A 14,460-nucleotide genomic window follows, 5' to 3' on the forward strand; every position below is an offset into this window, starting at 1 on the left:
TCCTCTTTTGCTTATTTTTTTACCTTCAGCTTCTTAAGATAAGCAACCGCGTCCTCAAAAGTATCTACCGGGACAATTTTCATGTTCGTATCAATATCCTTTGCTGTTTTCGAGGCTTCTTTATAGTTTGAATCCGAAGCACCTTCTTCATTAGGTGCAAAGAAGATTTCAGCTCCAGCTTTGTCCGCAGCGACGATTTTTTGTTCAATCCCGCCTATTCTACCAACTGTTCCATCTGGTGAAATAGTCCAGGTACCAGCAATCTGATAGCCTTTGGTTAAATCTGTTTTCGTTAGTTGATCGTAGATTTCCAGGGTGAACATTAGACCGGCAGAAGGACCGCCAATTTCCTCGGTATCGATATGAACCGCTGGTTTGACTACAATTTCTTTATCCTCGACTAAACCAATCCCAATGCCAAGCTTACTTTTATCCTCTTGGAAGGGTTGAATTGCAAGCGACACAGTTTTGGTTTCGTCATCTCGTTCATAGGTGACAGATATTTTATCGCCTGCTTTTTTTGAATTAATATAATCGGTAAATTGAGTAATAGATTTGAATTCATCCCCATCAATTTTTGTAATTCGATCTCCCGGCTTCAATGTCCCATCTGCAGGCATTTTAGGCACGATATGAAGGACATAAATCCCTTTAAACTTAAATTTGACTGGGAGTCTTGCTTTTTCATATGCAACCTCGATTGCATTTGTTTTCGAGCTGTCCATCATATGAAGCTGACGAACATTATATTCTTCATCACTTTCATCCTTACTACGTATCTCATCTATAGCATAAATGTGTTGATATTTACTTATTTTAGCAATCGCATAGCTATAAATATTGGCTTTACCCATTCGAATAGTTGTAAGCATGAAATTCCCTTCTCCATCATAGCCGTTTTCAACCTTGATAATCGGTTCTAGCTCTTTTGCCATTCCAGGTTTGGAAACATAATAAGGTAAATAATAAAAAGAGCTTGCGGCAAAAATCAGTCCAGCAATGATGAGGAAAAGAAGCGAACGGTTCTTTCTCATTCTTTCTGTGTCCCCTTCCATGTATCAATAGTACTTTTAATTTTATCAATCTTTTTTCTTGCTGCCTCTTCACCAATCGAGATAATGTCCTCGATATTGGTAAAAGCTCTAGAATTATATTTTTCCACATGAGGACGAATCATGATATCAGATGCAATAATTCGATGGTCCACTAACTCCATCTGCATGATATCGATACTCTGCATAATCACGTCATATACAGAGGTGATTTCGGTATTTGTTTTTACATGGGACACATCTACTGCGATGATAAATTCCGCACCCATCTCTTTGACAACCGAAACAGGAATTCGATCGACGACCCCACCGTCAACAAGGAGTCTTCCATTTATTTTTCCAGGTACAAAAACACCAGGGATTGAGATACTCGCTCGGACAGCTTCGGCAATTGGCCCTTTTTTAAAGACTACCTTTTCTCCTGACATTAAATCGGTTGCAACAACCGCAACGGGGACATTTAATTCTTCAATCATTTTTCCATGTGTAAAAATTCGAATTAAATCTTTTACCTTTTTTCCTGCAATAAAACCCATTTTGGGAACGGTAAAATCCAGATAATACTTACGTTTAAAAGCAGTTGAAAGCTTATAAAGCTGATCCATATCTAAGCCTGCTGCATAAAAACAGGCAACCAATGCTCCCATGCTACTTCCAGAAATAAAATCAATCGGGATTCCTTCTTCCTTGAGTACTTTTATAACACCCAAATGAGCGAATCCTCTTGCTCCACCCGATCCGAGTGCCAAACCAATTTTCGGACGCGGCAAAGAAATATCCTCCTTTTCAAGTAAGGTAATTTAGTAATGTCAGTTTCATTCTTATGGTCTAAATTACTTTTCTATGAGTATATTGTGTTAGGGGGACAAGACACCCCTCAGATTCAACGCAGAAACAATTGGCTTTATGTGATAGAAAACCAACCAGATAAACAAGTTAGCAATCACATAAACCTATATAACCATTATGCCAATGAAGACATATAGTGTTTTTTATTTTATCACTGTTTTATCATGATTGCACAGTAATTAGTGATAATCCATACAGGAGGCTCAGTCGGTGTATCGTTCTAAAATAAAGACACTCTTTCTTGCCAGCTCTGTTACAATTATGGCCGTTTCAATCATTTCTTTTCCACAAGAATCGGTTGATGCCTCAATTAGGGGACTGAATATGTGGTGGGAAATCGTGTTCCCTTCTCTCTTACCATTTTTTGTTGTTTCTGAGATGCTAATTGGGTTTGGCGTTGTGAGGTTTATTGGAGTATTATTAGAACCTTTGATGAGACCGATTTTTAGAGTCCCAGGTGTTGGCGGATTTATTTGGGCAATGGGGATGGCTTCCGGTTACCCAGCTGGCGCAAAGCTTACAGCTAGACTAAGACAAGAAGGACAACTAACGCGAATTGAAGCGGAAAGACTTGTTTCCTTTACGAATTCCTCCAACCCTCTGTTTATTTTTGGCGCTGTGTCTGTTGGTTTTTTTTACAATCCAAAGCTCGGGGTGATTTTAGCCTTATCTCATTACTTAGGGAATATTTGCGTGGGAATCTTGATGAGATTTTATGGGAAAAATGAGGAAATGAAAAAAACAGAGCAAACCAAAAAATCGAATCTTAGAGCCGCATTTTCCCAACTCCATCAAACGCGGATAAAAGACAATCGTCCGATTGGGAAACTGCTAGGTGATGCGGTGACATCCTCTGTTCAAACCTTGTTGATGATTGGTGGTTTTATCATCTTATTTTCTGTAATTAATAAGATTCTGTTCCACCTGCAAATTACAGGCTATTTATCAAAGCTTCTAGAAACTATCTTTCCGATTTTTCATTTTCCAGATTCATTAAGCATCCCATTCATTTCGGGGTTATTTGAAATCACGCTAGGTAGCCAGCTAACTAGTCAGGTACAAGATGCCACACTCCTGCAGCAAACCATCTTTACAAGCTTTATCTTGGCATTTAGTGGCTTTAGTGTTCAGGCACAAGTTGCGAGTATATTAGCACAAACTGATATACGATTTCAGCCATTTTTTGTCGCGAGAATATTTCATGGACTATTTGCAGCTTTGTTTACATTTCTTTTATGGAATCCAATCTATATACAATTTTATCAAACAGAACAGCCATCGAATGCATTGCCGGTAGGCTGGTTCGGTAAAGCCGACTTCCTTAATAGAGCATTCGATTGGATGGTCCACATCGGTCCAATCTTCACCTTGACGTCTTTAGTCATTTATATTGTGCTTTATGCCAGAAATCAATATAAAAAAGGCTGACTCACGCAGAGTTTCTCTCTCTAATGAGTCAGCCTTTCCTTGTTATTTTTTTCTGAGCAAAGCAAATTTATTATGTAATTGGTTTTCGACGATTGGTGGAACGAGTTCTGAAATATTCCCACCATATTTTGCTACTTCTTTCACGATACTTGAACTCAAAAAAGAATATTGGTTGTTTGTCATAATGAAAAAGGTTTCCACTGCATCATCTAAAACTCGGTTCATCGAAGCATTTTGCATTTCATATTCAAAATCTGATACAGCACGAAGTCCGCGAATTAGCGCATTTGCATTAACACTTTTTGCATAATCAACTAGGAGACCATCAAAAGAATCAACTTTTACATTCGGAATATGCTTTGTTACTTCTTTTATTAACTCAATTCGTTCCTGCACCGAAAATAACGGTGTTTTAGTTGAATTATTTAACACACTTACATAAATTTCATCAAAAATCTTTGCACCCCGAACAATAATGTCTAAATGTCCATTTGTAATTGGATCGAAGCTTCCTGGACATACAGCGATACACGGCACAACGATACCCCCTTACTCCCCTAAATCATTTTGAAAAATTGTAATATGAATGATCCCATATTGTTCCCTTTTAATTACCATGAAATGGCCAACTTGTTCAGGCAGCTCCACATCATGGCCATGTTCGCAAACAATGACCCCCTTATTTTCAACTAATTGATGTCGATCCATATCCGTTAAGACATCGAGAAGCTGCTGTTTTTTATATGGGGGATCCAAAAATATAACATCAAACTTAAGCTCTCTTTTTACAATTGCCTTTAAAGCGCGGCTGGCATCGTTTCGATAAATTTCTGCATGCTTTTCCAATCCGCAAGCGACAATATTTTCCTTTATAGTTTGAATGGCTTTGCCTTCTCTGTCAACAAATATGACCTGATCGAGACCTCTGCTAATGGCTTCGATACCTAATCCACCGCTTCCAGCAAATAAATCTAGACCAATTCCACCGGAAAAATAAGGACCAATAATATTAAAAATTGCCTCTTTCACCTTATCTGTTGTTGGCCTTGTAGAATTGCCCGGAACAGCCTTTAGACTTTTCCCTTTACAAATTCCTGATACGACTCTCATCTAGAACTCACCACAACTTATCTTAATTCAATTTTTTTCTATCCTATCATACAAAACCTTTTCATTCCAATATCAATCAAAATTTAAGATCAAAATAAATATATCAAAGTGAGGTATAATGCCGATTATTGTGGAAATAATGTAGTTAACAGCATCTAATCGAGGATGTTGTTGCCAACCGCGGAGAAGACTTACGTTTCCCCATAAGTTCTTCCTCCGGTTTCTCCTCTCCCTTTGCCTTCTATCCTATTAATTAGGATATAGAAGGACCCTGCATGTAAATGCAGGGTTTTTTATTTGCATTAAATCCCCTACCATTTTTCTTCAATTTTCGATAAGGTCGTGATACATTATTATCGACCATTATGAGTTTTGGAGGGCTAATATGATACAAAGATTTATCGAATTAGGAGAAGGGTATTCTGACCTATATGAATTAATTGAAATTGTTCGGTCCAATCAACATCGTTTAGCAAGGATGCTCGCTTTCCATTCAGTGAAAAATGGAAAAGAGGTTACATCGCTTGCCGTTATTTTACACCCGACACAACCGGGCAACTTCCAGCCATTATATCTTTGCCGTGAGGGGATCCCGAATCCCAATGTAAAGCCAAATAAACGGTTTGAACTTTTCTCAAAAGCAGCAGCTGATCAGCAAAAGGAAATTATTGAGCTAGTTGTTAAACCTTCCAACGAATTTGCTGACAAGGAATTATATTATCAATACTTAATCGGAATTTTAAGAATGAATCGATACCTACCCGTATTGTCTAGTAGTTGGTGACACCAAAAGATCATTTGATAAAAAAAACAAGGTGAGAAAACCCCTCACCTTGTTTTACTAAATACCCATTTTATAATCATATTCCTTGGCTTTATCTGGCTTTGCATTTTCAAACTCCATTCGCAAGAAAGGTTTATACGATGGTTCAACTTTTTTAACGAAGGAATATGATTGTAATTTCCCTATTAAATCTTCTGCATCTTCTTGATTACAATAGAGGACTACATATTTTAGTTTTTTTGAAACAAAGTGAACATTTCCAAATCTTCTTAACATTTTCGCCTGTTTTAATGAATAAAGCCACACGATTATTCCCTGTCGCGAACCGAACATGCAAAATTCCCCTTAAAATATTTTCTATAGGATAGCACAAATTATACAATCCTAGCAATTAAGATTTACCTTGTAGAACAGCCACAGCTTCCGCCTGTACCACATCCGCCACTTCCACAGCTTGAGAGTGTATCAAAATATGGGTTCCCTGTTGGAACTTTTATATATTTTGAAACTGAATGCCCAATGATCGTACTAATTTCATCTAAAAGTGCTTGCAGGTCATTTTCTGCAAGTTTAAATGCTGCAACAAGAGGATCTAAGTCCATTTCCCTTTTTACCTCTCGAATCTTACTCCTAACAGGCTTAAAGTTTGGATGGTACTTACCAAATCTTTGAACTTCCTCGTATTGTTCTTTTAGATTAATGAATTCTTTTATTTTGCGCTGTGATTCATTGTTGTTCTTCATATTAAAAAAACATTGACGATAATGTTCGGCAATATCAGACTGTAGGATCATTTCGGTAAGCAGGTCGGTCTTATCTAATAGTTGTATTCTTTCAATAGTAGCAAGCAAGTCGCTCACCTCCGTTTCATATTTTATCATGAATATAAAAGGAAAGCGAATCATCTAGCTGTTATGGGATGATTACCTTAAGCTCCTTTTTTAAAGGATATGGCTGATTGTCCTTATTTACTACCTCTAATGTAATTAAATGACTTCCCTTTGGGAGCCCTTTAATAATAAAGACAGGAGAATGGACGACCTCTGTTTTCTTTCCATCAATATAAACGACAATTTTGCCGGATTGTTTATTTTTATTGTCCGAGCGAAATGATATGTCAGTTAGTCTGCATTCAACTAATAGATTTTTTCCATTTACTTGATGATGAACTAAGAAAGAAGATTCTGGCAAAGACGCTATAGCAGGTAACTCCTTCCCCGCCTCCTGTACTTCTTTGTGCGCCATCATCATTTTTGATTCAGGTTTAGGAATATCTCGCTGGCATCCAGATAACAATAAAATCATAAAGACGAATGCTTGTTTATTGATAAGTTTCAAGTATGATCACTCCTTTATGATTTTATTGTTTACTTGAACCTCTTTTTTAATCAAAAAACAATAGTTATAAAACACAATTTAGAATGGCACGAAGATCAACATTCTAATAAAATAAGAGACTGATTCAAGGAAGTTTTGAATCAGTCTCTAGTTTTGTGAATTCATTGCCTGAAACATGCTCATCATCATAGAGGCCATCTGAACTCCATTTGAAAATTTTTGGACCTGGTGCGGGATTGTTTTTTCGTAAAAGTGAAGTGAAGAGATTTCAAGCATCTGCAGATCCTGCGGGTTTCTTGCCAGTTTGCGGTACCAAGTAGGCTGCTCTCGCACAAACTGCTGTAGTTGCTTATTACCATGTAAATACTCAATTAAATCCTTCCTCATCAAAAAGCTCCTTCGCTAATCCTTTCGAAATTGAAATGGATGTGGTGGTGGACTGTTTTTTGGGACTGGTTTGGTTTGATTGGTCCCTTGAAATTGTGAAAGCACTCCTTGAATGGCGGCTAACGCTTGGCTTAATTGTTGAATGTGGACTTCTAATGTTTGAGCATCCATTCTTTTCACCGCTCCTACAATTTGACCAATCCAATCTGTTTTCTGCTCGTCAGTTGGTGCTGATTCGTCAACATCATCATTTTTGGGGGATTTATTGGATTCCTTTTCTTCAGCAATAAAATCTGCCCAACGCGGATCCTCCTCACCAAGTAAATACCAATCCTCATATAAATCTTGCCAAGTAACATGTTCGTTACGAACTGCTTCAATGATTTTTGGATTCCTTTTAACAAACTGTTTGAAGCTTTCGACTGAAGGATGAAGCTCACTATTTTCCATACTTTTCACCCCAAATTTAGTGCATTGCCTATAGTACGATATGTTCAAATCGAATAAATGGTGAAATTTACTACAAGGTTTATACAATAAATCCTAAGAAAATGTTACAATAAAATGAAAATATTTACAGAACGAGGTTGAAACATGAAGGAATTACATGACATGCTAGATCAATGTCTTCAGGGTGCAACGGAAGAAGATGTAGCCATTCTGAAGGAACTTTTATATGCAATTCAGAATAAGCAGGATCAAGGTAAAGATGTTGGTTTTATTGGATCTCTACTTCAAATGGAACGGAAAACAGATGGCAATAGCTACGAAATTACAATTCCAATTAATCCGATGATTCAAAACTCATTAGGAATCGTTCATGGGGGAGTCACTGCAACGTTAATTGATTCAGCAATGGGATCCCTTGCAATCTCACTTTTACCTGAGGGACAAACCTCGGTCACAACCCAGCTTAACATTCATTATATTGCACCAGGACTTGGAGACTCTTTACGCTGTGTGGCCCATTGTGAACATAAAGGAACAAAAACAATGGTTTTAGCCTCAACTGTGTACCGGTCAGATGGAAAAAAGATAGCGACTGCAAGCGGCAGCTTTTTTATTGTTGATAAAAAAGCACTTTAATATGATTTTGTTACCCTTTACGGTTATTTGTCAGTATAAGAATTCCTAAGCTTGTGTCATTCTCACTTATAAGACAAAGTAAAAAGGTGGCTTTTGCCACCTTTTTACTTAAATGATTTATTTATAATAACAGTTTAAACCTACATTTTGCTCTTTTGTTCAATGAAATTTTGGGTGAAATGTTTGTGATATACACCAATTCCAATATGGGTAAATTTGTCATTCAATAAACTTTCGCGATGTGGTTTGCTATTTAGCCACCCTTCCATCACAGCTGGTGCATCTATATAATTCGCCGCAATATTTTCTCCCGCCAGCTGGTATAAAACATTTGCTGTTTTAAGTCGGTCGGACAAATCACCAAATTGTTCGGATGTGTGCGAAATCGTGTTTGTCTCAAACATATCCTTGCTATGTAAATATGCAACTCTTGCGACTTCCTCATCCCAATCAAGCTCACTGATACCATAGCGTTTGCGCATTATATTGGTAATATCAAAAATTTGCAATTTACTTCCTTCTTCAATACTTTCCCATGCTTCATCTAAAATCGGTTCACTTTCTGGCAATTCACCACGATAGGCAAGCTCATATGGTCTCTGAATAATAAGTGTTCTTATATCAATAAAACGCACACTTGATAGTTTTCCCGTATATTTATCTATATTAAGTTGCGCATAAATATCTCCCATTTTTACTAATGGCCTTGAATTCATATCCTCTTCCGACATTTCAAAGTGATAGTTTGTACCTTCATATACAAAATTAATATCGGTTCCTATTAAGACGGAAGAAAAGAGTTTTTCAATTGTTTCTCCAATCTTGAATGGGGTAATGTCAACTTTATCTCCAATCGCATACAGCGTTACAATTTTTCCTTGATCAACTCCAACCTGCATGTATTTCTTTCCATCGTTATTGTAAATCCACCATTCATATCCATATGCAGATGGATCAATTCGATTCGGTTCTCCAAAGGTACTTTTAAGTGAATCCACTTGTTTCCCAATTAAAGTGGAAAGGCCGATCTCTGGTCGGGATAAATCAGCAATTCCTTCTTCAGGAGCAACTTGTCCACTTTCACCGTTTGAATCTTTAGAAGCGGTTTCTTCCATATATAGTACATCAGATTGGTTATCATCTATCTCTGTGAAATAATAACCAAACAATAAAACAATCACTACTAAAATTAATATTCTAATTAAAGCTGCCAGGTTTAGCCCCTCCTTCGAGACAATCCTTTATATCATATGAAGAATATTTAGAATAATTATAGCATCAATATTAACATACTTATAGGAAAAGAAAATAATAAAGTAACTGTTAATATAACGATAAATATATTATATCAAAATAACAAAGGAAGGCTCACAAATGATGCGAGCCTTCCTTTGTATATTCGCTGCTGGATATAAACAGCCCTTATTTAATGATGGATTTCACTTTGCCCTGGCTCTGAGATTTCAGTTAACGCTACTTTTGCCTGATCATCTGTTAATTCGTGGGTAGCAAAATCTCCTAGAGATACAATTCCGACTAACCTATCATTTTCAACAACAGGAAGTCGGCGAATTTGATGTTTAGCCATTATTTTCGCTGCCTCTTGCGTATTAGATTCTGGTGAGATTGTAACCATCTCTTTACTCATTATGTCTTCAACTTTTGATGAGCCTGGATGCTTCTCAGCCACACCACGAATGACGATATCACGATCGGTAATCATACCAACTAGTTTTTCATTATCAACAATGGGAATGGCCCCTACATTCCATTCCTTCATTTTTACTGACACCTCAAAAACATTATCTAATAATGAACAGGTTTCTACGTTTTTTGTCATGATTTCACTGATTTTTCCCATTTTTATTCACCCCTATTAGTTTTCAATTATGATTAAAGTCCAGTAATTCCCATGTAATCCACCTTTGGCATACCCCACCCCAACACGGATCGCATTTTTTTCAAGAATATGCCTTCGATTTACTTGTGAATTCATCCAGGTTTGAAACATATCTTTACTAGAATTTGGACCGGCCCCAATATTCTCAAATGCCTGTTTATAAGGAATTCTAAACGTTTCTAACATATGTGTAGGATTCCCATAAGTCGGAGATGTATGCGCAACATATTGATGCTCTAACATGTCCAGTGATTTTTTTTCAGCAATTTCAGAAAGAATTGGATCGAAAATAAATGGCCGCAAACCTTTTTTTCTGCGTTCATCGTTTATGTATGTCAACAGTTTTTCTTGTTCCATTGATAAAGAGTGCTTATTTTTCTGATCAGGAATAAAAATAAACTGTCCTGGGTATATGAGTTCTGGATTTTCTAATTGGTGATTAATCAAAAGTAATTCATTTAACGGAATGTGGTGTTTCATTGATATTTTCCATAACGTATCCCCCTGTTTAATCTTATATTTAGAGATTGCATTAAGGCTCTCAGTAAAAAATAAGGAGAGTACGACCAAAATAAAAGAGGACATTGTTATCTTTACAAATTTCATGTTCCTTCCTCCTAAGCGATCTTTACGATATAGTTTTTCCAACAAAGAGAAATAAAATCAGAAAATAAAGTAAAATACACTTATTTCGAATTGCAAGTTCATCATTTTTTTACTATTATAAGAATTGAGAAAAGTTGTAGGGGTTGAAAGGAACCAAGCCTAACAATTGCTCTTGTATAGTTCGGGGAGGGACAGAAATGAAATTTGAAAATACTGGTCTTGAAAATGCAAAGGTGGAGTTAAGCCGTTTAGATGAGCTAATGGCAGGTTACGGATTAATTCGTGAAGCCACTTGGGATTATGATCGTGTTACATACGACAGAAAGTTCGAATTAAGAGAAGGAGTTTTTTATCTTCGCGTACAAGGATTCGCTGAAGGTGATGTAGGCGCTCACAAAGCTGAAATCAAATTAATTACTCCATTATTAGGAAAATATTATTTCCCACATGGCGTTGAATATGGTGCTGGCGAAGAATTCCCAAGTTCACTAGTATCACAATGTGAAAAGATTTTAGCAGACATTAAAAATCAAATTACAGCAATTACTCAATAATAAACAAGGAAAGGCACTTGCATTAAAAACCATGCAGGAGCCTTTTTTTATTTCATCGCCGTAATTACCGAACTATTTAAACTTTTCATTTAAGTTGGTAATTTGTGCTTTCCATATTATACTTTAATCAGATTATTCATTTTTCAATCTAACCACGTCTTGTGAAAGGGGGAGTATATTGATTAAATATATTACGAAACGGAAAATATTGATTGGATTAGGCATTCTGATAGGTGCAGGAATCGCCTACATCGTCTTACCCGTGTCCCTTCCATTAATATTGGCCTTTATGACAGCTGTAATGCTAGAACCCTTTGTTAAATTAGTTCAGCAAACATTAAAAACAAAACGACAGCTTTCCGTTATTATCGTGTTTATTATATTTATCTGTTTCATTGCACTTTTTGGTTATTTTATAACAACAAAAGTTATCTCCGAGGTGATCCAACTAATAGAAAAATCACCAATCTATTTTAATGAAATATCGATCGTTTGGTTTAAAGTTAAGGATGCATTAGTCAATGCAGCTAAGGATTTACCTAGAGTAGTTGTAAACCAATTTATCACGCAGGTACAACAATTTTTGTATCATACGAGAGAAAGCATCCTCTCTTATGTAAACATTTCTAATGTAAAAGCGGTTCTGACCAATATTCCAAATTACTTAGTAAGCTTTATTATTTATTTAGTTTCTTTATTTTTATTTTTAATTGATTTACCAAAATTAGCTCAAAATCTCTATAATCATTTAACCGAAGCAACCGCAAAAAAAGTTAACCTAATGACTTCGAGACTAACGTTTATTATTTTTAGTTTTATTAAAGCTGAATTTTTTATTAGTATAATAACTTTTATTATCTCCATATTAGTTCTACTTTTTATTGCCCCGGAAATTGCTATCTTTATGGCATTAATGTTTTGGATTACCGAATTTATTCCTATATTCGGATCATTAATTGTTATTTTACCCTGGGCTTTAATCAAGTTACTTACTGGAGAAATATTCATTGCCTTCATCCTACTTCTATTAGCAGTGGTGCTACTTGCTGTTAAAAGGTTCATAAAACCTAAACTGCTAGGAACAAAATTCGGACTGTCTCCTTTTGCAACACTAGTTGTAATGTATCTAGGTTTTAATTTATTTGGTATTATCGGCATTATCATTGGTCCACTTTTATTGATTATTTTTTACTCAGCAAAAGAAGCCGGGATTATCCAAATCAATTTCAAAATTTAAGAAAAGAGCGGGAAAAATCCCGCTCTTTTCTTATGATTAAAATCCTAATATTGCTTTTATGACAGAAGTTGTATCCCCACCGTGATAAAAGACGTAAAGTAATAAATAAACTGCAACTCCAGTTATCCCTGTAAAAAACCAAATAATACTTGTCACTGGTCCAAGTTTTTTATGTAATCTAAGATTATTTTTATATCCACTTATAAGCGAAATAATTCCGAAAACAGCACCCACTGTGGCTAACGTAATATGGAAAATTAAAAATATAGTGTAATAGATTTTAATATCATCTGGACCACCAAATGCAGTGTTTCCGATAAACACTGTTCTGCTTGCATAAATCAAAAAGAATATGATGGCAAAAATGGCAGCTAGATTCATTGTTTTTTTATGCGTTTCAATCTTTCGCTGTTTAATCTGGACCCATCCGATTGCCACAGTAATTGCACTAAGTACAATAAACGTAGTACTAATTGTTGGTAATATTGGGACTGAATTCATAACTAACACCTCTTTACTGAATTAACTATCTTCAAACAATTTTATGGTAATATTCGCTATATTTCAACGAATATCCATTATTTTCTGCATTTTTCTTCCTTTAATATTTTTATAACCAACAAAAAGAAAAGGCGTTCTGTAGAGCGCCTTTTTTCCAAAGTAAAGAATGCATAAAATTTAGATAGATGTCTTGCTCCAGGCGCCATCGGCTCGAGGTCACAAGCCGATAATCTGGCGCTTTACGCTTTTCTAGTTTAATATTCAGCTAAGTTGGGATACAATGAAGGGTTCTCTTCTTGCTTCTTTCCTTCTGCTGCGTCCTTGCGATACCATTTAAAGAATACTTGAGCTAATACAACTCCATATACAATCTCTTGAATGATTTTCATGAGAACACCGCCGAGCTGCTGATCATCAATTAACGATAAAGAATTGAACATCTCAGGCCCGCTCAAATTAAGTGATGCTAGCGTTGTTTGTGGTACACATAGCTCTAATGCTTGCATCCATGCAGTTGGATCAGAAAAAGTTGCATACATAGGACTATCTGCAAAAATAATTAATGCACAAGCAGGGGTGATTAAAATTCCGTCTGCAAAAATATAACCGATTTTTTTAATTCCACTTAATGTTTGATACTCTTCTAAATCATTGACTAAAGGCCACCACATAAAGATGGAAATCACAAATAAAAGTGAGGTATAGGATGCATGCAGCCACATATCGGTCTTAATAACATCAAATATAAGCGGAACATGGTAGAATGAAAACATTCCATTAAACAACACCAATGCAATTAACGGTCTTGTAAAAAATTGAAACACCGGTTTCACTAATTTTTGATTGAGTACATTTCTCCATATCCATTTAGGTATACCGACAATCAATATTGGTGCAATAACTAAATAAAGCATTGCCATTTGAATCATGTGAGCATAAAACATTAAATGCCCCATTAAATCAAGCGGTGATCCCTTGATTAAATACAAAAGAGCGATACCGGTTGTAAACAAGGTGGCTTCTTTTCTTGTTAGAGGCTCACTCGTTAAAAATTTTTCACGAAACTTTATTGTTATTAAAAAGTATCCGACTAAAATTGCTATTAATGCTGCTAGAAAAAATGGACTCCATAAGGCACGAAAACCAAATACTTCTAGAACACCCATCTACTTTCACCTCTTATTCGATCTCCAGCTTGCGGGAAATGCGAATCAATTTTTTCACCAATCAAATTTTATTCATCATTTCAAAAAGGAAATCGGTAAAAACCCGATTTCCTTCTATTGGTTTTACCACCAAATAATAGTAGTAAAGGCTAAAACTGTTACGGCACCTACTAGGGCACCAGAGTATAGGAATAACGATGGTGCTTCATGGCCTTTATGACTCATGTGCATGAAGTAATATAATTGAAATATCAATTGAACAACAGCCAATAAGATGATAAATGGTACAGTGAACCATTTTGAGAACCCATCATACATAACAGCTCCAAATGATAAAAGAGTTAAGAAAATCATTAATGAAAATGATACGACTTGGTATCTCATTTCTTCTGCATTTTTTTTGCGACGATATTCAATGTCGACTCTAGGGTTCGCTGAACTTGTTTGTTGATTTGCCATCAG

The 14,460-nt window shown here is 35.9% G+C and carries 20 protein-coding genes; 5 read left to right on the plus strand and 15 right to left on the minus strand.

Annotation, left to right across the window (positions count from 1 at the left end; all coding sequences use genetic code 11):
* Positions 1-11: 11 nt before the first annotated feature.
* Both RGF10_RS18530 and RGF10_RS18535 read right to left on the minus strand, forming a co-directional pair.
* On the minus strand, positions 12-1,034 hold the full coding sequence (locus RGF10_RS18530) for a SepM family pheromone-processing serine protease (RefSeq protein ID WP_318504911.1): 1,023 nt from the start codon (positions 1,032-1,034) through the stop codon (positions 12-14).
* Positions 1,031-1,822 (minus strand): patatin-like phospholipase family protein, encoded by a 792-nt coding sequence (locus RGF10_RS18535; RefSeq protein ID WP_318504912.1) that lies wholly within the window; start codon positions 1,820-1,822, stop codon positions 1,031-1,033. The genes RGF10_RS18530 and RGF10_RS18535 overlap by 4 nt, the downstream gene beginning before the upstream one ends.
* Positions 1,823-2,111: 289 nt before the next feature.
* Here RGF10_RS18535 and ylbJ point away from each other — a divergent pair, with 289 nt between their 5' ends.
* Positions 2,112-3,329, plus strand: a complete 1,218-nt coding sequence (gene ylbJ, locus RGF10_RS18540; protein WP_318504913.1) for a sporulation integral membrane protein YlbJ — start codon at positions 2,112-2,114, stop codon at positions 3,327-3,329.
* A gap of 42 nt (positions 3,330-3,371) precedes the next feature.
* On the opposite strand, the gene coaD is transcribed toward ylbJ, so the two are convergent.
* Together coaD and rsmD are read right to left on the minus strand one after the other, a co-directional pair.
* Positions 3,372-3,866 carry a pantetheine-phosphate adenylyltransferase gene (gene coaD / locus RGF10_RS18545; protein ID WP_318504914.1) on the minus strand — a complete coding sequence of 165 codons (495 nt, stop codon included), beginning with the start codon at positions 3,864-3,866 and terminating at the stop codon, positions 3,372-3,374.
* Between the two features lie 12 nt (positions 3,867-3,878).
* The gene (gene rsmD, locus RGF10_RS18550; protein ID WP_318504915.1) at positions 3,879-4,439 is read right to left on the minus strand and encodes a 16S rRNA (guanine(966)-N(2))-methyltransferase RsmD; all 561 of its coding nucleotides are present in this window, start codon (positions 4,437-4,439) and stop codon (positions 3,879-3,881) included.
* Between the two features lie 385 nt (positions 4,440-4,824).
* Between rsmD and RGF10_RS18555 the strand changes: the two genes are divergently transcribed.
* Positions 4,825-5,223 carry a DUF7147 family protein gene (locus RGF10_RS18555; RefSeq protein WP_318504916.1) on the plus strand — a complete coding sequence of 133 codons (399 nt, stop codon included), beginning with the start codon at positions 4,825-4,827 and terminating at the stop codon, positions 5,221-5,223.
* 57 nt (positions 5,224-5,280) lie between these two features.
* Here RGF10_RS18555 and RGF10_RS18560 read toward each other — a convergent pair whose 3' ends face one another.
* The 5 genes from RGF10_RS18560 to RGF10_RS18580 form a co-directional block, all read right to left on the minus strand.
* Complete coding sequence (locus RGF10_RS18560; protein ID WP_318504917.1) at positions 5,281-5,556, minus strand: YlbG family protein; 276 nt, start codon at positions 5,554-5,556, stop codon at positions 5,281-5,283.
* A gap of 65 nt (positions 5,557-5,621) precedes the next feature.
* Positions 5,622-6,074 carry a YlbF/YmcA family competence regulator gene (locus RGF10_RS18565; RefSeq protein ID WP_318504918.1) on the minus strand — a complete coding sequence of 151 codons (453 nt, stop codon included), beginning with the start codon at positions 6,072-6,074 and terminating at the stop codon, positions 5,622-5,624.
* A gap of 61 nt (positions 6,075-6,135) precedes the next feature.
* A complete protein-coding gene (locus RGF10_RS18570; RefSeq protein ID WP_318504919.1) occupies positions 6,136-6,561 on the minus strand; it encodes a hypothetical protein in 426 nt (141 codons plus the stop codon).
* A gap of 147 nt (positions 6,562-6,708) precedes the next feature.
* Positions 6,709-6,948 (minus strand): YlbE-like family protein, encoded by a 240-nt coding sequence (locus RGF10_RS18575; protein WP_318504920.1) that lies wholly within the window; start codon positions 6,946-6,948, stop codon positions 6,709-6,711.
* A 15-nt stretch (positions 6,949-6,963) separates the two neighbouring features.
* Positions 6,964-7,398, minus strand: a complete 435-nt coding sequence (locus tag RGF10_RS18580; RefSeq protein ID WP_318504921.1) for a YlbD family protein — start codon at positions 7,396-7,398, stop codon at positions 6,964-6,966.
* A gap of 144 nt (positions 7,399-7,542) precedes the next feature.
* Here RGF10_RS18580 and RGF10_RS18585 point away from each other — a divergent pair, with 144 nt between their 5' ends.
* Positions 7,543-8,034 (plus strand): PaaI family thioesterase, encoded by a 492-nt coding sequence (locus RGF10_RS18585; RefSeq protein WP_318504922.1) that lies wholly within the window; start codon positions 7,543-7,545, stop codon positions 8,032-8,034.
* 140 nt (positions 8,035-8,174) lie between these two features.
* On the opposite strand, the gene RGF10_RS18590 is transcribed toward RGF10_RS18585, so the two are convergent.
* The 3 genes from RGF10_RS18590 to RGF10_RS18600 all read right to left on the minus strand — a co-directional run bounded on the left by RGF10_RS18590 (position 8,175) and on the right by RGF10_RS18600 (position 10,540).
* Positions 8,175-9,203, minus strand: coding sequence for a CAP domain-containing protein (locus RGF10_RS18590; protein ID WP_318504923.1), 1,029 nt, complete (start codon positions 9,201-9,203; stop codon positions 8,175-8,177).
* A gap of 257 nt (positions 9,204-9,460) precedes the next feature.
* On the minus strand, positions 9,461-9,895 hold the full coding sequence (locus RGF10_RS18595) for a CBS domain-containing protein (RefSeq protein ID WP_318504924.1): 435 nt from the start codon (positions 9,893-9,895) through the stop codon (positions 9,461-9,463).
* 15 nt (positions 9,896-9,910) lie between these two features.
* Positions 9,911-10,540, minus strand: a complete 630-nt coding sequence (locus RGF10_RS18600; RefSeq protein ID WP_318504925.1) for a CAP domain-containing protein — start codon at positions 10,538-10,540, stop codon at positions 9,911-9,913.
* 197 nt (positions 10,541-10,737) lie between these two features.
* Between RGF10_RS18600 and RGF10_RS18605 the strand changes: the two genes are divergently transcribed.
* Together RGF10_RS18605 and ytvI are read left to right on the plus strand one after the other, a co-directional pair.
* Positions 10,738-11,094 carry a YugN family protein gene (locus tag RGF10_RS18605; RefSeq protein WP_318504926.1) on the plus strand — a complete coding sequence of 119 codons (357 nt, stop codon included), beginning with the start codon at positions 10,738-10,740 and terminating at the stop codon, positions 11,092-11,094.
* A 178-nt stretch (positions 11,095-11,272) separates the two neighbouring features.
* Complete coding sequence (gene ytvI, locus RGF10_RS18610) at positions 11,273-12,331, plus strand: sporulation integral membrane protein YtvI (RefSeq protein WP_318504927.1); 1,059 nt, start codon at positions 11,273-11,275, stop codon at positions 12,329-12,331.
* Between the two features lie 36 nt (positions 12,332-12,367).
* Here the strand turns inward: ytvI and RGF10_RS18615 are convergent, their stop codons facing one another.
* The 3 genes from RGF10_RS18615 to ctaF all read right to left on the minus strand — a co-directional run bounded on the left by RGF10_RS18615 (position 12,368) and on the right by ctaF (position 14,457).
* Complete coding sequence (locus tag RGF10_RS18615) at positions 12,368-12,832, minus strand: DUF420 domain-containing protein (protein WP_318504928.1); 465 nt, start codon at positions 12,830-12,832, stop codon at positions 12,368-12,370.
* Between the two features lie 254 nt (positions 12,833-13,086).
* Complete coding sequence (gene ctaG / locus RGF10_RS18620; RefSeq protein WP_318504929.1) at positions 13,087-13,998, minus strand: cytochrome c oxidase assembly factor CtaG; 912 nt, start codon at positions 13,996-13,998, stop codon at positions 13,087-13,089.
* Between the two features lie 123 nt (positions 13,999-14,121).
* Positions 14,122-14,457 carry a cytochrome c oxidase subunit IVB gene (ctaF, locus tag RGF10_RS18625; protein WP_318504930.1) on the minus strand — a complete coding sequence of 112 codons (336 nt, stop codon included), beginning with the start codon at positions 14,455-14,457 and terminating at the stop codon, positions 14,122-14,124.
* Between the last annotated feature and the right edge of the window lie 3 nt (positions 14,458-14,460).

The sequence above is a fragment of the Bacillus sp. T3 genome, assembly GCF_033449965.1.
Lineage (GTDB): Bacteria > Bacillota > Bacilli > Bacillales > Cytobacillaceae > Bacillus_BU.